The sequence below is a fragment of the Cryobacterium algoritolerans genome (genome assembly GCF_004402785.1).
In the GTDB taxonomy this organism is placed as follows: domain Bacteria; phylum Actinomycetota; class Actinomycetes; order Actinomycetales; family Microbacteriaceae; genus Cryobacterium; species Cryobacterium algoritolerans.
On record NZ_SOFP01000072.1, the window covers coordinates 90,996 to 110,753 of the forward strand.

Annotated in this window: 18 protein-coding genes; 15 read left to right on the plus strand and 3 right to left on the minus strand. The window is 68.8% G+C overall.

The window, feature by feature from the left end:
* Positions 1-4 precede the first annotated feature (4 nt).
* Both nrdR and E3O19_RS14975 read left to right on the plus strand, forming a co-directional pair.
* Positions 5-535, plus strand: coding sequence for a transcriptional regulator NrdR (gene nrdR / locus E3O19_RS14970; RefSeq protein ID WP_241981403.1), 531 nt, complete (start codon positions 5-7; stop codon positions 533-535).
* 3 nt (positions 536-538) lie between these two features.
* Entirely contained in the window at positions 539-1,588 is a 1,050-nt protein-coding gene (locus tag E3O19_RS14975) for a quinone-dependent dihydroorotate dehydrogenase (RefSeq protein WP_134568896.1), read from the plus strand.
* Between the two features lie 56 nt (positions 1,589-1,644).
* Here the strand turns inward: E3O19_RS14975 and E3O19_RS14980 are convergent, their stop codons facing one another.
* Positions 1,645-2,676: an App1 family protein gene (locus E3O19_RS14980; protein ID WP_420898627.1), complete on the minus strand. Its 1,032-nt coding sequence runs from the start codon at positions 2,674-2,676 to the stop codon at positions 1,645-1,647.
* Positions 2,677-2,846: 170 nt separating this feature from the next.
* On the opposite strand from E3O19_RS14980, the gene E3O19_RS14985 reads away from it, so the two are divergent.
* From E3O19_RS14985 to E3O19_RS15005, 5 genes are all read left to right on the plus strand, one after another.
* Positions 2,847-3,512 (plus strand): TetR/AcrR family transcriptional regulator, encoded by a 666-nt coding sequence (locus tag E3O19_RS14985; RefSeq protein WP_134568898.1) that lies wholly within the window; start codon positions 2,847-2,849, stop codon positions 3,510-3,512.
* Between the two features lie 135 nt (positions 3,513-3,647).
* On the plus strand, positions 3,648-4,493 hold the full coding sequence (locus E3O19_RS14990) for an ABC transporter ATP-binding protein (protein WP_134568900.1): 846 nt from the start codon (positions 3,648-3,650) through the stop codon (positions 4,491-4,493).
* Positions 4,490-5,176, plus strand: a complete 687-nt coding sequence (locus E3O19_RS14995) for an ABC transporter permease (RefSeq protein WP_134568902.1) — start codon at positions 4,490-4,492, stop codon at positions 5,174-5,176. Before E3O19_RS14990 ends, E3O19_RS14995 begins: the two co-directional genes overlap by 4 nt.
* On the plus strand, positions 5,173-5,913 hold the full coding sequence (locus E3O19_RS15000) for an ABC transporter permease (protein ID WP_134568904.1): 741 nt from the start codon (positions 5,173-5,175) through the stop codon (positions 5,911-5,913). Before E3O19_RS14995 ends, E3O19_RS15000 begins: the two co-directional genes overlap by 4 nt.
* Positions 5,913-6,839 (plus strand): ABC transporter substrate-binding protein, encoded by a 927-nt coding sequence (locus tag E3O19_RS15005; RefSeq protein ID WP_134568906.1) that lies wholly within the window; start codon positions 5,913-5,915, stop codon positions 6,837-6,839. Before E3O19_RS15000 ends, E3O19_RS15005 begins: the two co-directional genes overlap by 1 nt.
* A gap of 117 nt (positions 6,840-6,956) precedes the next feature.
* Here the strand turns inward: E3O19_RS15005 and E3O19_RS15010 are convergent, their stop codons facing one another.
* Together E3O19_RS15010 and E3O19_RS15015 are read right to left on the minus strand one after the other, a co-directional pair.
* On the minus strand, positions 6,957-7,988 hold the full coding sequence (locus E3O19_RS15010; protein WP_134568907.1) for a M56 family metallopeptidase: 1,032 nt from the start codon (positions 7,986-7,988) through the stop codon (positions 6,957-6,959).
* Between the two features lie 42 nt (positions 7,989-8,030).
* Positions 8,031-8,408, minus strand: coding sequence for a BlaI/MecI/CopY family transcriptional regulator (locus E3O19_RS15015; protein WP_134568909.1), 378 nt, complete (start codon positions 8,406-8,408; stop codon positions 8,031-8,033).
* 94 nt (positions 8,409-8,502) lie between these two features.
* Between E3O19_RS15015 and E3O19_RS15020 the strand changes: the two genes are divergently transcribed.
* The 8 genes from E3O19_RS15020 to E3O19_RS18165 form a co-directional block, all read left to right on the plus strand.
* Entirely contained in the window at positions 8,503-9,915 is a 1,413-nt protein-coding gene (locus E3O19_RS15020) for a cytochrome ubiquinol oxidase subunit I (RefSeq protein ID WP_134568911.1), read from the plus strand.
* 9 nt (positions 9,916-9,924) lie between these two features.
* On the plus strand, positions 9,925-10,929 hold the full coding sequence (gene cydB, locus E3O19_RS15025; RefSeq protein ID WP_134568913.1) for a cytochrome d ubiquinol oxidase subunit II: 1,005 nt from the start codon (positions 9,925-9,927) through the stop codon (positions 10,927-10,929).
* A 58-nt stretch (positions 10,930-10,987) separates the two neighbouring features.
* Positions 10,988-12,670: a thiol reductant ABC exporter subunit CydD gene (gene cydD, locus E3O19_RS15030; protein WP_134568915.1), complete on the plus strand. Its 1,683-nt coding sequence runs from the start codon at positions 10,988-10,990 to the stop codon at positions 12,668-12,670.
* On the plus strand, positions 12,663-14,429 hold the full coding sequence (gene cydC / locus E3O19_RS15035; RefSeq protein WP_241981404.1) for a thiol reductant ABC exporter subunit CydC: 1,767 nt from the start codon (positions 12,663-12,665) through the stop codon (positions 14,427-14,429). The genes cydD and cydC overlap by 8 nt, the downstream gene beginning before the upstream one ends.
* Before the next feature lie 51 nt (positions 14,430-14,480).
* The gene (locus tag E3O19_RS15040) at positions 14,481-16,028 is read left to right on the plus strand and encodes an anthranilate synthase component I family protein (protein ID WP_134568917.1); all 1,548 of its coding nucleotides are present in this window, start codon (positions 14,481-14,483) and stop codon (positions 16,026-16,028) included.
* A 71-nt stretch (positions 16,029-16,099) separates the two neighbouring features.
* Entirely contained in the window at positions 16,100-18,682 is a 2,583-nt protein-coding gene (gene leuS, locus E3O19_RS15045; protein ID WP_241981405.1) for a leucine--tRNA ligase, read from the plus strand.
* Between the two features lie 89 nt (positions 18,683-18,771).
* Positions 18,772-19,557 (plus strand): helix-hairpin-helix domain-containing protein, encoded by a 786-nt coding sequence (locus E3O19_RS15050; protein ID WP_134568921.1) that lies wholly within the window; start codon positions 18,772-18,774, stop codon positions 19,555-19,557.
* A partial coding sequence (locus tag E3O19_RS18165; RefSeq protein WP_420898624.1) for a hypothetical protein occupies positions 19,554-19,758 on the plus strand: 205 nt, incomplete at its 3' end. The genes E3O19_RS15050 and E3O19_RS18165, both read left to right, overlap by 4 nt.

Here is a 19,758-nt window from a genome sequence, read left to right on the forward strand (position 1 = left end):
CCAAATGTTCTGCCCGTTCTGCCGCCATCCGGACTCCAGGGTCATCGACTCGCGCACGAGCGACGACGGTCTCTCGATTCGTCGTCGGCGCCAGTGCCCCGAGTGCGGGCGCAGGTTCAGCACCACCGAGACGGCAAGTCTCAACATCATCAAGCGCAGCGGGGTCGTCGAACCGTTCAGCCGGGACAAGATCGTCTCCGGTGTGCGCAAGGCCTGCCAGGGCCGCCCGGTGACGGACTCCGATCTGGCCATGCTCGCCCAGAAGGTGGAGGAGACCATCCGCCAGACCGGCGCCTCCCAGGTGGAGGCGAATGACATCGGGCTGGCGATCCTCTCGCCGCTGCGCGACCTGGACGAGGTTGCCTACCTGCGTTTCGCCAGTGTCTACCAGGGCTTCGACTCGCTCGAGGACTTCGAGTCCGCGATCGCCCAGCTGCGCACCGAGCACGTCGAGGGCCTTGGCACCGGCGCAGGCGACCCGGCCGCCACGGCAGCGTCGACCGGTGCCCTGTCGGCCGGCACGGCGGAGTCCTAGGCCGTGTACCCGTTCTTCTTCACGGCCGTGCTCTCCCGGCTCGACCCTGAGCGCGCCCACCATCTCGCCTTCAGCGTGATCCGGGCGTTGCCATCGCTGGGCGTTGGGCGTCTGGTCCGACGGTTCACTGCGCCGACGCCAGGCCAGGGCGTCGACGCGCTCGGGCTGCACTTCGACTCACCGTTCGGCCTGGCCGCCGGGTTCGACAAGGACGGCAAGGCCGTGATCGGGCTCGGCCAGCTCGGTTTCGGCCACGTGGAGGTCGGCACGATCACGGCCGTCGCCCAGCCCGGAAATCCTAAGCCGCGCCTGTTCCGGCTGATCAATGACCGTGCCGTGATCAACCGGATGGGCTTCAACAACGACGGTGCGGAGGCGGCGCGGGTGCGCCTGGCCCGGGTTCGCGCGGTTCCCGGCCGGCCCGTGCTCGGAATCAACATCGGCAAGAGCCGCGTCACCGCGGTCGAGGATGCCACCGCCGATTATCTGGCCAGCGCCGCGCTCCTCGCGCCCCTGGCCGACTACCTGGTCGTAAACGTGAGTTCACCCAACACGCCGGGACTGCGGGGGCTCCAGGAGCTTGATCAGCTGGCCCCGCTCCTTCGCGCGGTGAAGGCCGAGGCCGCCGGAACGCCCCTGCTGGTCAAGATCGCCCCCGACCTCAGCGACGGGGAGGTCACCCGGATCGCCGAACTCGTGGTCGGCCTCGGCCTCGACGGCATCATCGCGACGAACACGACCATTTCGCGAGCGGGCCTGGTCGCGGATGCCGGCACGGTCGCCGCCGCCGGGGCAGGCGGCCTGTCCGGGGCGCCGCTCCACGCCAGGTCCCTGGCCGTGCTGAGCCTGATCCGCGCCTGTGTGCCGCGCGAGCTATGCGTCATCTCGGTCGGCGGCGTCGAGACGGCGGAGCAGGTCGCCGAGCGCCTCGTGGCCGGGGCGACCCTCGTACAGGGTTACACCGCGTTTCTCTATCGTGGTCCGCTCTGGGCACGCCAGATCAACCGGGGGCTCGACCGGATCCGTGCAGGGGAGCGCGCCGCCGCGTCTTGAGTCCTGCGTGACGACCGTGTGCGGTCAGGCGGGGTGAGACTGGAACAGGCCGCAGGTCAGAGCAGGCCCTGTTTGGTCAGCTGCGCGGCCAGGCTGGACCCGTCTGGTCCGTAGATCCACCGGGGATCGTGCGTCTCGACGACCGCGTCCTTGACCCGGCGCCCGGCCAGGACGGCCTCGCTCGGTGAAAGCTGCCGGATCAGGACGGCTTCGACGCTGCCGGGAAAGTCGCGCTGGAACTCGCCGTAGATGACCTCATCGTGCTGGCCGTCGTCCCCGATCAGGATCCAGCGGATCTCCGGGAACTCCTGGGCGAGCCGGAGCAGGTTGGCGCGCTTGTGGTCGCGTCCGCTCCGGAACCAGCGGTCGTGGGTCGGACCCCAGTCAGTGAGCAGGAGCGCTCCGGCAGGGTAGAGGTTGCGGGAGAGGAAACGGGTCAGCGTGGGGGCGACGTTCCATGCCCCGGTCGAGAGGTAGATCATCGGGGCGCCCGCCGCGGTGGCCGCCAGCCGGTCGAGGAGCACAGCCATCCCCGGGGTCGGCACCCGTGCGTGCTCGTCGAGCACGAATGTGTTCCAGGCCGCCAGCAGCGGGCGGGGGAGGGTCGTGACCATGACGGTATCGTCGACATCGGAGATGATCCCGTGGTGAACGGTCGGGGCGACGATGAAGACGGGCGCTTCGACCGGGGTGGACGCATCCGTGTGCAGTTGAGCCACGTGCCAGCCGGGATCGAGGTTCACCCGCACGACGGTGTCGACCACGCCGCCGCGGTCCGCCTGCACCCGGTGGACCTGGCCGTTGATCTCGATGGTCACAGTCACGTCGTTGACCGGCACACTCGTGAAGCTGCGCCAGCCGCGGATGCCGGCGTCCCGACGATCCGATCGCCAGCGGCGCCGGGTGCTCGCCGTCTTGGCCGGCCTGGCAGGTTTGGCCAGGAGCACCCTGCAGAGGATTCGCACCCAACCTGTTGACCCGTAACCGGTATACGGAATGACCGTGGGTAGGTAGCCGCGCCTCCGGGCGAACCCTTCGCGAGTGCCGTGCAGCCAGTCCTCGATCCGCGCCGCACGGTGCATCATCATCGCAGGGGTGACCGTGGTCGGTACTCGCGATGACTTCGGCACAGTCCCTAGTCTCGCATGCGCCGCGACCGTGCGGCGCGGCGTCGCCCCCAATCCGGGGCTGATCCGCGTCGCTGGCAAACGAGCGGGACTCAGCAACATAGGATTGGGGCTTACTTCAAGGAGGACAAGTGTCACTCAGTGACCTTTTCGGTGGGGATCCTGTCGTGTCGGGCCAGCAGGTTCGGATCGAGCCTACCCAGCAGCGCAGCACGGCGCGCCTGTCAGGGCTGCTCGATGCCGCCGCCGTCGTCGTGGACGAGGTGGGGTTCGACCGCATCACGACCGCGATGGTCGCCGAGCGCGCGGGGGCGTCTATCGGCACGGTGTACCGGTACTACCCCGACCGGGTGGCCGTGTTGCAGGCCCTGCGCGAACGCGCGGTGCTGCGGTTCCGCCAGCGCGTGGTCGATCAGCTGCGAAGCAGCGGGCCGGAGACCTGGTGGGACGCCGTCGACTGTGCCGTCACGGCGTTCGTCGACCTGTACCGCACAGAGCCCGGTTTTCGGATCGTGCACTTCGCGGACCGGGAACGAACCCCGATCAGCGGCAGCGAGGAACTCGAATCGGGATACTTCGCCCGCCAGTTGGCGGGGGTGCTCGCCGAGGAGTTCGGCCTGCACGGCGGTCCTGACTTGATCTTCCGGCTCGAGGTGACCGTCGAGATGGCGGACTCGATCCTCTCCCGCGCCTTCCACAGCGATCCGAACGGCGACGACCGCTTCATCGCGGAGTGCCGCCGGGTCATGCGCGACTACCTGGCCGGCTATTACGGTCCCATCGCCGCCACGGTCTGATCGCCGGTTCAGTTTCCGGTTTCGCCCTCAGCGGATAACATTCTGCCCTCCATTGTGCCGATCGGCGACGAAGGGTGGTTGTGTTAACCTCTGGCACGTGTTGATCCGACTTCAGGCGAGGAATGAGCCACTTCTATGATCGAGTTCCGCTCGGTGAGCAAACAGTTCCCGGATGGCACCCTGGCCGTCGATGACTTCAGCCTCACCATCCCGTCGCACCGGACCACCGTACTGGTTGGATCGTCCGGGTCGGGGAAGACCACCCTGCTGCGGATGATCAACCGGATGGTCGACCCGACGGCGGGGACGATCGAGATCGACGGGGTCGACATCGCCTCCCTCGAACCGGTGAAACTCCGCCGCAGCATCGGTTATGTGATGCAGAACTCCGGGCTTCTCCCGCACCGGAAGGTGGTCGACAACGTCGCGACGGTGCCGTTGCTGCGTGGCGTGCCGCGGAAGACGGCCAGGGCCGACGCCCTGGCCATGCTCGACACGGTCGGGCTCGACCGGGGCCTGGCCGATCGGTACCCGAGCCAGCTGTCCGGTGGACAGCAGCAGCGTGTTGGCGTAGCCAGGGGACTCGCGGTCAATCCCAACATCCTGCTGATGGACGAGCCGTTCGGCGCCGTCGACCCGATCGTACGCGCCGAGTTGCAGCAGGAGCTCGTCCGGCTGCAGAGCGAACTCGGCAAGACCGTGGTCTTCGTCACCCACGACGTCGACGAGGCGTTCCTGCTCGGCGACCAGGTCGTCATCCTCGAGGAGGGTGGCCGGATCGCGCAGATCGGCTCGCCCACCGACATTCTGGCTCACCCGGCGAACGACTTCGTTGCCAGTTTCATCGGTGCCGACCGCGGCAAGCGCGCCCTGCATGTCGAACGGCACGACGGCCGCGAGGTTCTCGTCGACAGCGACGGCCGCCTGGCCGGCGTGCTCGTGGGCGACGCCGCCCCGGGGCAGGTCGGGGTCCCCCGGTGAACTGGGTCTGGGCGAACCTCGATCTCATCCGGGATCGCACCCTCGACCACCTCATCCTCAGCGTGCCCCCGATCATCCTCAGCTTTGTGATTGCGCTCCCGCTCGGCTGGCTGGCCAACCGCTATCGGCTCAGCCGGGGCGTGATCCTGACCGTGAGCGGGCTCCTCTACGCCATCCCCTCGTTCCCGATGTTCATCGTGCTGCCCGCCCTCGTCGGCACCACCCTCCGGTCCCCCCTCAACCTGGTCATCGCCCTCACCATCTACGGCGTGGCACTGATGGTGCGCGTTGTCGCCGACGGGCTCGCCTCCGTCGACGCCGACGTGCAGCGCTCGGCCGTCGCCGTCGGGTTCTCGACCTGGACCAACTTCTGGCAGGTCGAGCTCCCGCTTTCCGGCCCGGTGCTGTTGGCCGGGCTGAGAGTCGTGGCGGTCAGCACCGTGAGCCTGGCCACGGTGGGCGCGGTGATCGGGGCGCAGAGCCTCGGCTCCCTCTTCACCGACGGATTCCAGCGCGGCATCCAGGCCGAGATCATCACGGGCATCGTCGCAACCGTGCTGCTCGCCCTCCTGCTTGACGGGGCGCTGGTCGCCGTCGGAAGGCTCGCGCTGCCCTGGACCAGGGCGAGGAAGAGCGTCAGGGCGGCTGCCCGGCTACGACTGCCCGTCGAGGTCACCCCGTGAACATCTTCGGCGACGCCCTCAACTGGATCATCGACCCGGCCAACTACTCCGGGCCCGGCGCCATCCCGATGCGCCTGCTCGAGCATCTCGGCTTCACCTTCCTGACCCTGCTCGTCGCCTCGGCCATCGCCATCCCTTTCGGCTTCGTGATCGGCCACACCGGCCGGGGACGCGGCCTGGCCGTGACGACGTCGGGCGGGCTGCGCGCCATCCCGACCCTCGGTCTGCTGACGCTGGTGGCGCTCTGGATCGGAATCGGCCTGGGTGCCCCCTACGTCGCACTGACCGTGCTCGCGATCCCCCCGATCCTCGCCGGAGCGTACACCGGGTTCGAGGCCATCGACCGTGGTGCGATCGACGCCGCTCGGGCCGTCGGTATGTCAGAGGTGCAGATCCTGACCCAGGTCGAGATTCCGCTGGGCCTGCCCCTGCTGATCGGGGGTCTCCGCTCGGCCGCGCTCCAGGTCGTGGCCACCGCCACCCTCGCCGCCTACGTGGCGGACTTCGGCCTCGGCCGCTACCTGTTCTCCGGGCTGAAGACCCGCGACTACGCCCAGATGCTCGGCGGGTCGATCCTCGTCATCCTGCTCGCCCTCGCGCTCGAGGGCATCTTCGCCACGATCCAGCGGGTCGTGGTCCCACGCGGTGTCGCCTCGACCCGCCTCCTAGTCGACCGGGCCAGGCCAGCCAGGCCTCGCCCGGGGATGGAACCCGCCATCACGAAAGGAAACCCCTAATGTTCACAGTGAAAAAAGGCCGGCTCGCGGCAATCGCCGCGGTCGCGGTTGGGGCCGTCGTAGCCCTTGCAGGGTGTGCGTCCGGCGACCCGTTGGGCGCCGGAAGTACCGCGTCGGGAGACTCCAAGACCCTCGTGGTCGGGTCGCAGGACTACTACTCGAACGAAATCATCGCCGAGATCTACGCCCAGGCGCTCGAGGCCAACGGCGTGACCGTCGACCGGCAGTTCCGGATCGGCCAGCGCGAGGTCTACCTACCCGAGATCACCGGCGGCAAGATCGATGTCTTCCCCGAGTACACGGGCAGCCTGCTGCAGGCGCTCGACAAAAAGGCGGCCGGCGGCACCGCCGACGAGACCTACGCCGAACTGAAGAAGACTCTGCCGTCTGGCCTGAGCGTGCTCGATCAGGCGGCCGCGACGGACCAGAACTCGTGGACCGTGACGCAGGCCTTCGCCAAGAAGTACAATCTCACCGACATCGCGTCGTTGAAGAAGGTCACCGAGCCGATCACGGTGGGCGGAAACTCCGAACTGGAGACCCGACCCTACGGACCGACCGCGCTGAAAGAGAAGTACGGCATCGAGACCGCCGGTTTCAAGCCGGTCGAAGACGGTGGTGGACCGCTCACGGTCAAGGCCCTCGTCCAAGGCGACATTCAGCTGGCGAACATCTACACCGCCAGTCCGAACATCAAGTCGGACAACCTCGTTGCCCTGACAGACCCCGACGGCCTCTTCTTCCCCGACAACGTCGTTCCCGTCGTGTCGAAGAAGGTCGACGACAAAACCGCCGCAGTGCTGAACAAGGTCAGCGCCGCGTTGAGTGCGGAAAACCTGGTCAGCCTCAACTCGGAGAGCGTCAACGACCAGAAGTCCGCGAAGGCGATCGCGGCCGACTGGCTCAAGCAGGCGGCCCTCTTCTAGAGTCTGCCAGTGACGAATTCGACGGACATTTTCGGTCTGAGTTCATGATCTGGGGCGAATGAGCCCCACATTCCGAAAATGTCCGTCGAATCTGACGGGGCGCGCAGGCGACCGGGTTCAGCCGAGCAGCAACAGCAGGGCCGGCAGGGCGAGCAGCCCCGCCGACGCGGCTAGAACGCCGAAGCCCTGGTGCCGGCTCAGCCTCGGCGTGGCCACCATGAGCCGGCGAAGACGAGGCGTCAGCAGGTCGAGCGGATGATCCGGCCCGGCGAGGGCCGCGGCATCCGTTTCCTGCGCCCCGGTTGTGCTCGCCCCGGTTGTTCTAGCCCCGGTTGTGCTCGCCCCGGTTGTGCTCGCCCCGGTTGTGCTCGCCCCGGTTGTGCTCGCCCCGGAGACCGGCCCGTGCGCCGAACCCACGAGCGCGATCGCCATCGCGAGGGTGCGGTCGTCGACCTGCCGGCGGGCCTGGTCGTCGGCCAGCATCTCCACCAGCAGGCCTACCGCGGTCTCCGCCTGGGTCGCGATGGGGAACCACGGCAACGCGCTGCGCCAGGATCGGAACGCGAGTAGCACGACGTGGTGGCGTTGCAGCAGGTGCGCCCTCTCGTGGGCCACCACGGCGCGGAGCTGGTCGGCGTCGAGCAGGCTGATCAGTCCCCGCGACAACACGGTCGCCGAAGTCGCGCCGGGCAGGCAGTAGGCGACCGGGGCCTCATGGTCGATGACGCGGGTGCCCGGCCGGTCGGCCGAAGGCTCGCTGAGCAGAGCCACGAGGTGGCGGTGACGAAGCAGCTGCACCCTAGCGTGGAAGAACGTCGCCGCGAGGTTGAGCAGCAGGTGCCCGGCGAGCAGGATCGAGGCGGCGAGAGCGAGCACCTGGTCGAACGTCATCCCGGTGGGGACCACCCCGAAGCCGGCGTGGTCCGAGAGCGAGCGGATCCCGGCCAGCGGGCTGGTTCCGAACCCGAGCAGCCCGTAGGCGAACAGGGCCCCGATCATCGACAGACCGCCGGTGAGGGCGATCGACTGCCAGAGGACCAGCGCGAAGCCGGGAGAGCGGGCCGGCCACCGAGCACGGGAGAGCAGGATCGGGAGAGGCCACGCGAGGGCGAGGGCGAGGGTCCCGAGGGCTAGCGCGGTTGTGGGCACGGCGCCGGACTTCGCCACACGCGCGCCGTCACACTCGCGCCGTCACTCGTCGACCGCGGATGCCGGGCTGAGCAGGACTCGGAGGCTCTCGGCCTCCTGCGGGGTGACGTTTCCGATGAACCTGGCCAGCGCCGCCTGACGGTCGGGCGCAGAGCCGAGTACCTCGTGCATCAGCTCGGCCGTGTGTTCGGCCCGGGTCGTCACCGCGCGGTACAGGTGCGGGCGGTTGCCGCGGTCCCTGGTGACGAAACCCTTGGTTTCGAGCCTCGAGAGCACCGTGAGCACCGTGGTCGTGGCAAGCGGCTTGCGGCTTGCGGCCGGGGTGAGCAGGCGATCGCGCAACTCCTTCGCCGGCAGCGCCTGGCTCGAGTCCCAGAGGACATTCATCAGCAACCGCTCCAACACACCCAGATTCCCCATGACTCCAGTTTACCGCCGCCTCCCGCGCTCTTCTACGGGTCGTAGAAGAGTAGTCTTCTACATATCGTACAAGAGTGGTTGTGTTGGAGGACGCATGAACGAGTGGCTGGATCCGTTACTCCTGTCGAGGTGGCAATTCGGTCTGACGACCGTGTACCACTTCCTCTTCGTTCCGCTCACGATCGGATTGTCCCTCACTGTCGCGATCTTCCAGTCGGCCTGGGTGCGCACCGACAAGGCGAAGTACCTCCAATTGACCCACTTCTTCGGCAAGATCTTCCTGATCAACTTCGCCATGGGCGTTGTGACCGGGATCGTGCAGGAGTTCCAGTTCGGGATGAACTGGTCCACCTATTCCCGCTTCGTCGGCGACGTCTTCGGGGCGCCGCTGGCGTTCGAGGGCATCGTCGCGTTCTTCCTCGAGGCCACCTTCATCGGGCTGTGGATCTTCGGTTGGGACAAGCTTCCCCGGGGACTTCACCTCGCCACGATCTGGCTGACCACGGTCGGTTCGATCGCCTCCGCCTACTTCATCCTCGCCGCGAACGCGTTCATGCAGAACCCGATCGCGTTCCGGATCAACGAGGCCAGGGGCCGCGCAGAGCTCACGGACATCGGCGAGCTCCTGACCAATCCGATCGCGCTCGCGTCCTTCCCGCACACCATCTTCGCCTGCTTCATGGTGTCGTCCGGCCTGATCATCTCCGTCGCGGCCTGGCACCTCTACCGCAAGCAGCACGCGGACACCATGCGCCCGGCCCTCAAGTTCGGCATGTGGATGATGGTCATCTCCGGGGCGCTCACCACGTTCTTCGGCGATTCCCTGAGCCTGGCGATGACCGCCGCCCAGCCGATGAAGATGGCCGCGGCCGAGGCGATGTACCAGACGGCCACCGGCGCACACGCATCCTTCTCGCTCTTCACCCTCGGCACCCCCGACGGTGTCAGCGAACTGTTCTCCGTCCGGATCCCCTACCTGCTCTCCTTCCTATCGACCCACACCCTCGATGGCACCGTTGAGGGCATCAATAACCTGCAGTCCCAGTACGTGCAGCTCTACGGCCCGGGCGACTACACCCCGACCATCTGGATCACCTATTGGGCGTTCCGGTGGATGATCGGCCTCGGCATCGCGCACATCCTGGTTGCCGTCGTCGGCCTCTGGCTGACCCGCGGCGGACGTACCCCGGCTGCCGCCTGGGTCTGGAAGGTCGCGATCTGGTCGTTCCCGTTCTCGCTCGCGTCGATGAGCGTCGGCTGGATCTTCACCGAAATGGGACGGCAACCCTGGCTCGTCTTCGGGCTGCTGAAAACGGAGTCCGGCGTCTCACCCAACGTCTCCGGGCTCGAGATCTTGATCTCCCTGGTCGCGTTCACCCTGATCTACGGCGTCCTTGCCGTGGTGGAGTTCCGGCTGATCCTGCGCGCGGTCCGGCAGGGTCCCGAGGATGCCCCGGTGCCGGATTCGCTTACCGGTGAAGCCCCCCAACGTGTCACGGTCTACTAGGAGCGTCTGATGGAACTCAACATCCTCTGGTTCTGGATCATCGCCGCGATGTTCATCGGCTACTTCGTGCTCGACGGTTTTGACTTCGGCGTTGGGATGTCACTGCCCTTCCTGGGCCGGGACGACACCGACCGCCGGGTGCTGATCAACACGATCGGTCCGGTCTGGGACCTCAACGAGACCTGGGTGATCGTGGCCGGCGCCTCCCTATTCGCCGCGTTTCCCGAGTGGTACGCGACCATGTTCAGCGGGTTCTACCTCGCCCTGCTGCTTATCCTCCTGGCCTTGATCGTACGTGGGGTGTCGTTCGAGTACCGGCACCAGCGGCCCGAATCCGAGTGGAAGAAGTGGTTCGACGCCATGATCGTCGTCGGCAGTGCAGTGCCTGCCCTGCTGTGGGGCGTCGCCTTCGCCAACGTCGTGCAGGGCGTGCCGCTCGACGCCGGCCACAACTTCTCCGGCAGCTTCTTCGACCTGCTCAATCCCTACGCTCTGCTCGGCGGCCTGACCACACTGCTGCTCTTCTTCACCCACGGCATCGTCTTCGTGTCCCTGAAGACCGAGGGCGACATCCGCGAACGGGCCAGGAAGCTCGCTGTGCAGTCCGGGTTCGTGACGATCCTTGTCGCCGCGTCGTTCCTGCTCTGGACGGTGCTCGCCTTCGGGAGTCTGTTCACCGCCGTGTTCGCCGCGCTGGCCGCGGTCGCCCTGATCGGGTCGTTCCTGTTCAACCTGAGGGGTTCTGAGGGCTGGGCGTTCACGCTCATGGCCGCGACCATCGGGTTGGCCGTGCTGACCCTGTTCTCGTCCCTGTTCCCCGATGTGATGCCGGCGAGCAACGACGCCGCGAACAGTCTGACCATCGCGAACGCGTCCTCTACGCCGTACACACTGCAGGTAATGAGTTGGACCGCCCTGATCGCCGCCCCCGTGATCTTCCTCTACCAGGGCTGGACATACTGGGTGCTGCGCAAGCGGGTCAGCCGCAGCACCATCGAAGCCGCCGCGCACTAACCGGCCGACCAAGACTTTCCCCCAGCCAGGCCCCGCCCACCAGCCCTCTGAATCGTCCATGCGCCCCCTCGACCCTCGGCTCCTCCGTTACGCGTCCGCCGCCCGGTGGTTCCTGCTGGTCGGGGCGGCGCTCGGCCTGGCCCAGACTCTGGTCGTGGTCGCATTCGCCTGGTTGCTGAGCCAGGCGATCAGCCTCGCCGTCGACGGGCACGGTCCGGCCGAACTCGCGCCCACGGTTGGCGCCCTCGCCGTTGTCGTCGTGGTCAGGGCGGCACTGGTCTGGCTGCTCGAGGTGGCCGCGAGCCGAGGCGCCGCGTCGGTCAAGAGCCAGTTGCGCTCGCGGGTGCTCGAGCGCCTTGCCGAGCGCGGCCCCGACTGGCTGGCCGGCACCCAGAGCGCCGGAGTGGCCACCCTCGTCGGGCAGGGCCTCGACGCCCTCGACAACTACTTCGCACGGTACCTGCCCCAGCTGCTGCTGGCCGGCATCGCCACCCCGATCCTCGTGCTGGTGATGCTCTGGCAGGACCTGCCGAGCGGCATCACCGTCATCGTGGTCCTTCCGTTCATCCCGCTGTTCATGGTGCTGATCGGCCAGGCGACCCAGGCCGTGCAGCGCGCGCAGTGGGACGCGCTGCAGCGGCTCGGTGTCGGTTTCCTCGACCTGGTCGGCGGGCTGGCCACGCTCAAGATCTTCGGCCGTGAGGCACGCCAGGCCGAGCGGGTGCGCACCATCACGGAGGACTACCGCGGCCGCACGATGAAGGTGCTGCGGGTCTCCTTCCTGAGCGGTTTTGTGCTCGAGTTGGGCGCCAGCCTGTCGGTCGCCCTCGTCGCCGTGTCGATCGGTCTCCGCCTGGTCGACGGTTCCCTGCAGCTCGGCGTCGGCCTGTTCGTGCTGTTGCTGGCCCCGGAGGCCTTCCTCCCCGTACGGCAGGTCGGGGCCCAGTTCCACGCGGCGGCCGACGGCCTAGCCGTCGCCGAGGACGTCTTCGCGATCCTTGACGACGAGTCCGCATCGCCTGCACGCCCCGCAGAAACGGTGGCCCTGATCCCGGCCTCGACCGGGCCGACGGATGCCGTCGCGCCCGTCCTCGATGCCCTGCGCTTCGACCGGGTCAGGGTCCGCCGAGCCGGCCGTGACGGCCCGGTCGGCCCGGTTGCCTCGGAGTTCACGGCGGTCTTCCGGGCGGGCCGGCTCGCGGTCATCCGCGGGGCGAGCGGCGCAGGCAAGTCGACCCTGGTCGCCGCCCTGCAGGGCTTCGTGCCCTTCGACGGTGAGATCAGTCTGGGGGACGCCGGGGTCATGCCCGGCACGCCGCGCCCCTGGCTGGCCTGGGCCGGTCAACGCCCGGGCCTGCTGGCCGGAACGATCGCCGACAACGTCTCGCTGGGAGAGGCATCCGTCGACCCGGCGCTGGTGCATCGTGCGCTCCGTGAGGCCGGGGCGGGGGAGCTTGACCCGGCCTCACGGCTCGGCGTCAACGGCGACGGGCTCTCCGGCGGGCAGGCCCAGCGGGTCGCGGTCGCGCGGGCCATCTACCGCGCCCGGCTGCACGGCTGCCGCGTGCTCGTGCTCGACGAGCCCAGTTCCGCACTCGACCCCGAGGCCGAGAAACGCTTGGTCACCGGGCTCCGCCGTCTCGCAACCGACGGGCTCATCGTGATCGTGGTCAGCCACCGGCCGTTACTCCGCGACGCCGCGGACCAAGTCGTCGAACTGAACGGGCCCGCGCGTGTCTGAGTCGATCGCCCACGCGCCGGCCGGCACCCCGGCTGCCACGCTTCCCGGCACCCCTGCCGGTACGCCGCAGGCGCAGACCAGGCACGCCGGGGATACGACCGGGGCGATCCTGCGGCTGGCCCAGCCGCAGGCGCGCTGGTTCCTGCCCGGCCTGGCGGCCGGGGTGGCCTCCATGCTCTCCGCTGTGGCCCTGCTCGCCACCTCGGCCTGGCTGATCACCCGGGCCGCCGAACAGCCGCCCATCCTCTATCTTTCGATGGCGGTTGTGGGCGTGCGGGCCTTCGCCCTGGGCCGGTCCGCCTTTCGCTACCTCGATCGGCTGAGCAGCCACGACGCGGCCTTCCGGCAGCTCTCCCTGCTGAGGGTTGGCGTGTTCTCCCGGATCGTCCCGTTGGCCCCGGCGGGGCTCGCCGACACCGGCAAGGGCGAGCTGCTCACCCGCCTCGTTCGTGACGTCGACGCCCTACAGGACCTGCCGCTGCGGGTCGTTCAGCCGCTCGCGACGGCCGGCATCCTCGCCGCCGTGAGCATCGTTGGTGTGTGGAGCGTGCTGCCGGCTGCCGGGCTCACCCTGCTGGTCAGCCTTGTCGTCGCGGGGGTGCTCGGCACGGTCGGCTCCGGTCTGATCGCCGCCCGTGCCGAGCGTGAGCTGGCCCCGATGCGCGGCAACCTCACCGGCCAGGTGCTCGAGGTTGTCGAGAACCTCGATGTGCTGACCGCGTTCGGCGCCCTGCCAGGGCGCCTCACCGCCCTCCAACGGGCCGACGACCTCCTCAGGCAGGCGACCCTCCGCCGGTCCCTGGGCGTCGGCGTGCAGGGCGCTGTGCTGTCGCTGTTCGCGGGAGCCGCCACGGTCGTCGCCCTTTTTATCGGAATTCCCGCCCTTGCCGCTCATGAGGCCGGCGGCCTGGCCGGCCCGGCCTTCGCCGTGATCGTGCTCGTGCCGATGGCCGTCTTCGAGGTGTTCGGCATGGTCCCGGCCGCGCTCGGAGCGTGGCGTGAGGTGCGCTCCAGCGCCGAGCGAGTCGCCACGGCGGTGCCGGCGGCGATCCCGGTCGAGATCCCGGTCGAGATCCCGGTCGAGGGCGGCACCGTGAGGACCAGGGGGGAGCGCGCTCCCGTCGTCGAACTGAGCGACCTCGGTGCGAGCTGGCCGGGCGCGACCGCTCCGGCCGTCACGGGGGTCTCCCTGCGGCTCGGCCCGGGCGACCGGATACATCTGGCCGGTCCGAGTGGCGCAGGCAAGACGACCCTCGCGCAGGCGCTGGTGCGTTTCCTCGACTACACCGGGTCGTACACGATTGACGGAGTCGAAGCCCGCCTGCTGTCCCCGTCCGAGGTGCGCGCGGTGGTCGGGCTCTGCGAGCAGCGACCGTGGCTGTTCGACGACAGCATCCGTCAGAACCTGCTGTTCGCCAGGGACACCGCGACCGACGAGGAACTGCTGGCCGTGCTCGGTCGGGTGGGCCTGGCCGGGTGGGCGGCGGAGCGCGGCGGCCTGGCCGCCAGGGTCGGCGAACGCGGGGCGCTGGTTTCGGGAGGTCAGGCCCAGCGGATCGCCCTCGCCCGGGCGCTGCTGGCCGACTTCCCGGTGCTCGTGGTCGACGAACCCACCGCCAACGTGGACGAGGAGACGGGAGACCGGCTCGTGCGGGACATCCTGGCCACGGCCGCCGAAGACGGCCGAGCGGTGCTGCTGATCTCCCACACGCCCGTCCCCGACGAACTCATCACGGCCCGGGTCACCCTCGCCGGTTAGGGCCTCGGATTGTGGCGCGACGTCAGAGCCCTTCGCACCTAGGCTGGGGGCGTGCCAGCTCCGATCCGACGATTCCCCCTGCCCGGCTGGTGGGACCCGGCGTTCGTCTACCTCACCCTCCATCGGTCCTGCACCCACTCCTTCTGGCTCGACGCGGGCGTCTCCGCGCGGGACGGCTTCAGCTACCTCGGCGCCGCGGATGCCTCGTCCCGCTTCGTGACCGCGTCGGTGCCGGAGGGCACCGTGACGGTGACATTCCCCTGGGCCGGGCCAGGCCCAGGCGCCGAGGCCGTGACCCTGCCGGCGACGATCTTCGAGTTCCTGCGTGAGGACCTGGCCGCGGCCAAGCGCGGTGGATCCGACGAGGATCCAGGCGAGGACCTCTTCGAGGCCAGGGACTCCGTCGACGTCCGGGACGTGCCTCTGGCGGATGACGCGTCGCACAGCGGATTCCGGCTCGGTTGGGTCGGTTGGCTCGGCTACGAGCTCGGCGCCCAGACCGTCGGTGCGCCAGTGCACGACTCCCGCTACCCCGACGCCGCGCTCCTGCAGGTCGACCGCGCGATCGAATTCGACCACGCCGCGCACACGGTCACCCTGCTCGTGCGCGCCGGGGCCGTCGCGGCGGAGCAGTGGGCGGCCGAGGTGCTCGCCGCCCTTCAGGCCGCAGCCGAGACATCCGCTTCTCAGGCCGAGGCCCCGGCCGGAATCCGGATCACCGTTCCGGGCGCGGCCGCGGCGAATTGGCGGCAGGATCCGGCCGGTTACGACGCCCTGATCCGGCACTGCCAGGCCTCGATCACCGCGGGCGACGCCTATCAGCTGTGCCTCACCAACGAGATCCGCGTCGCGGTGCACCCCGACCCGGTCGACGCCTACCTGGCCCTCCGTGCCGGGAGCCCCAGCCACCACGGCGGGCTGCTCCGGTTCGGCGACACGGCCCTGCTCAGCGCATCGCCCGAGCAGTTTCTCGCCGTCTCCCGCACCGGCCGGGTGAGCACCCGGCCGATCAAGGGCACCCGGCGACGCTCGACCGGGATCGCCCGCGACCTGGCCCTCCGCACCGAGCTGGAGACCAGCGGCAAGGAACGCGCCGAGAACCTGATGATCGTCGACCTGATGCGCAACGACCTGGGCCGCATCGCCGAACTCGGCTCGGTCGCGGTGACCCAGCTGCTCGACGTTGAAAGCTACGCGCACGTGCATCAGCTGGTCAGCACGGTGGAGGCGCGCCTCGCCGCCGGGCTGACCGGAGTGGATGCCGTGGAATCCTGTTTCCCGGCCGGCTCGATGACGGGCGTGCCCAAGCCGAGCGCCATGGGCATCCTCGACCGGCTCGAAGGCGGTCCGCGCGGAATCTACTCCGGCGCGTTCGGCTACTTCGGCTTCGACGGCGCCGTCGACCTGGCCATGGTCATCCGCAGCATCGTGATCGACCCCGACGGAGCGTCCATCGGCACCGGCGGCGGCATCACGGCACTGTCCGACCCGGCCGAGGAGATCGAGGAGACCCGAATCAAGGCCGCTGCCCTGCTCGACGTGCTCGGCGCCACGAAATCCCCGCGCGCAACGCCGGCCGGCCAGGATTTAGTAACCTAGAACCCTGGACGACGCCTGCGGGCGCCCTTTTGCCTGAGATGGCGCAATCCCACCGCAACGAAGAGAGTCACGTGGCACACGAGCACGACCACACGCCCACCGGCGCCCACCGCGAGGAAGAAATCTACGATTTCGCCGCCATTCAGGCCAAGTGGCAGCCGATCTGGGAAGAACTCGAGCCGTTCCGCACGGACGACCCGGACGACACCCGCCCGCGCAAGTATGTGCTCGACATGTTCCCGTACCCCTCCGGCGACCTGCACATGGGCCACGCCGAGGTCTACGCCCTCGGTGACATCGTCGCCCGGTACTGGCGCCAGCAGGGCTTCAACGTGCTGCACCCGATCGGCTGGGACTCCTTCGGCCTGCCCGCCGAGAACGCGGCGATCAAACGCGGCATCGACCCGCGCGGCTGGACCTACGACAATATCGCCCAGCAGAAGAAGAGCATGAAGCTCTACGCGGCATCCTTCGACTGGTCGCGCGAACTGCACACGAGCGACCCCGAATATTACAAGTGGAACCAGTGGCTGTTCCTCCAGCTGTACAAGAAGGGTCTCGCCTACCGCAAGGACAGCTGGGTCAACTGGGACCCGGTGGACCAGACCGTGCTCGCCAACGAGCAGGTGCTCGCCGATGGCACCTCCGAACGAAGCGGCGCCGTGGTGGTCAAGAAGAAGCTCACCCAGTGGTACTTCAAGATCACCGACTACGCCGACCGCCTGCTCGACGACCTCAACCAGCTCGAAGGCACCTGGCCGGCCAAGGTGCTGAACATGCAGCGCAACTGGATCGGCCGCTCGATCGGCGCCGATGTCGACTTTGTGATCGAGGGCCGCGAGGAGCGCGTCAGCGTCTTCACGACCCGGCCGGACACGCTCTTCGGCGCGACCTTCATGGTCGTCGCCCCCGACGCAGACCTGGCCGCCGAACTCGTCGCCGACGCCTCCCCCGAGGTGAAGGCGCGGTTCCAGGAGTACCTGGTGAAAGTGCAGAACAGCACCGAGATCGAACGGCAGGCCACCGACCGGGAGAAGACGGGCGTCTTCCTCGAGCGCTACGCGATCAACCCGATCAACGGCGAACGTCTTCCGATCTGGGCCGCGGACTACGTGCTCGCCGACTACGGCCACGGCGCGGTGATGGCCGTGCCCGCCCACGACCAGCGTGACCTCGACTTTGCCCGCCGTTTCGACCTTCCCGTGATCGTCGTCGTCGACACGACGGCCCCGGTCACCGGCATGATCCCCGTGATAACGCCGGGGATGCTCGACGGCACCGAGGAGCTCCCCAGGCTCGACCCCGTCGCGACCGGGATCGCCCTCGCCGGCGAGGGCAGGCTGATCAACTCGGGCGCTCTCAACGGGCTCAGCAAGAACACCGCGATCAAGCGCATCATCGACCAACTGACCGCTGACGGTACCGGCCGCGCCGCTAAGAACTACCGGCTGCGCGACTGGCTGATTTCCCGCCAGCGCTACTGGGGCACCCCGATCCCGATCATCCACGGCCAGGATGGTGCCGAGATCCCCGTGCCGGAAGACCAGCTGCCCGTGCTGCTGCCGCCCACCGACGGCCTCGACCTCAAGCCCAAGGGCACCTCACCCCTCGGCGGCGCGACCGACTGGGTCAACGTGCCCAACCCGATCGACGGAACCCCGGCGCGCCGCGACGCGGACACCATGGACACCTTCGTGGACAGCTCCTGGTACTTCCTCCGGTTCCTCGACCCGAACGACGACAGCCGGGCGTTCGATCCGAAGGAAGCCGAGAAGTGGGCGCCCGTCGACCAGTATGTCGGCGGCGTCGAGCACGCCATCCTGCATCTGCTCTACGCCCGGTTCATGACCAAGGTGCTGTTCGACCTTGGCTATGTCTCCTTCACCGAGCCGTTCACCGCCCTGCTCAACCAGGGTATGGTCATCCTCGACGGCGCGAAGATGTCCAAGAGCCGCGGTAACGTCGTCTACTTCACGGAGGAGGTCGACCGTTTCGGAGTCGACGCCGTACGCCTGTCGATGGCATTCGCCGGCCCGCCCGAAGATGACATCGACTGGGCGGATGTCTCGCCCGTCGGCTCCGCCAAGTTCCTCGCCCGCGCGTGGCGGATGGCCAGGGACGTCACGAGCGAGCCGGACATCCGTTGGAAGACCGGAGACGCCGCCCTGCGCCGGGTCACCCATCGCTTCCTCGCCGACGCGCCGGGCCTGATCGAGTCGTTCAAGTTCAACGTGGTCGTCGCCCGCCTGATGGAGCTCGTCAACGCCACCCGCAAGGTCATCGACACGGGAGCCGGCCCCGCCGACGCCGCCGTTCGTGAGGCGGCTGAGGCCACCGCGATGGTTCTGAATCTGTTTGCGCCGTATGCCGCCGAAGACATGTGGCAGCGGCTTGGTTACGAACCCTGCGTTGCTCTCGTCCAGTGGCGCAAGGCCGACCTGACCCTGCTCGTGGAGGAGTCGGTGACCGCCGTCGTCCAGGTCGACGGCAAGGTGCGGGAACGCCTGGAAATCTCGCCGAAGATCCCCGGCGACGAACTGGAACGCCTGGCGCGTGCGTCGGCTCCGGTGATCAAGGCAATCGGTGACCGTGAGATCGTGCACGTGATCGTGCGAGCTCCCCGCCTGGTCAGCATCGTGACCCGCATGGTCTGACCTCGCCTCCACAGGGCCGGGATCCCGCAGTCTCACACCGCCTGGTCTGACCGCCCGGCAGGCTGAGCCGGGCGGTCTAGCCTGCCCGGATGGAGCCTGAACCGGCCACAGCGGCGCTCTCGCGCCTGGTTCGTCCGGCGCGCCGCGACCGCCGTGCCCGGATTCGGATCGGGGTCGGCGCCGCGGTCGTGCTGCTCCTCGCGGCCCTGGCCACCGCCGTCGTCATCTCGGCGGTTGGCGGGCAGGCCACCCACCGGGTGATCTCTCCGGGTGGGTCCGGACAGGCCGGCGGGTCCGGACAGGCCGGCGGGTCCGGACAGGCTGGCGGGTCCGGACAGGCTGGCGGATCCGGCGGAACCTTGCCCGGTGGATCCTCGTCCGGCGCATCCTCGGCGAATGCCGACCCGCAGCGCCCGACGTCGGCACCGGGGGCGATCATCTTCGTTCATGTGCTCGGGGCGGTGCGCCGGCCGGGGCTGTTCGAGCTCAGCGCCGGCGCGCGGGTGATGGACGCGGTGGCGGCTGCCGGGGGCCTGATTGAGACGGCGGACCCGGCCGGGGCCAACCTGGCCAGGCGGCTCAGCGATGGAGAGCAGCTCTACCTTCCCGAGGTCGGCGAGGCGCCGGCCGGGCCGCCGGTGGCATCCGGGGGAGCGGCCGGGGTCGGCGGCGCGGTGTCCGGCCAGAAAGTGAACCTGAACACGGCCACGGTGACCGAGCTCGACACACTCCCGCGGATCGGACCGTTGATGGCCCAGCGGATCATCGACTACCGGGAGGCGAATGGGCCGTTCGCCGCCGTCGACGACCTGCGCAACGTCACCGGGATCGGCGACAAGACCTTCGACGGTTTGAAGGAGCTGATCACGGTATGACCGTCGATCTGCGTCTGGTCGGTGCGGCCGTTGCGGCTTGGCTGGCGTCCTGGTTACTCACGGGCGCGCCCGGTTGGGCGGTGGGCAGCCAGCTCGTCCTGTGGCCAGCCGCCGCGGCCGCGTTGGCCGTGCTCGTCGCAGCGCGTGGGGCACGGGCGCAAGGGGTCCCGGCGCGCAGGGTGCCGGCGCGCAGGGTGCCGG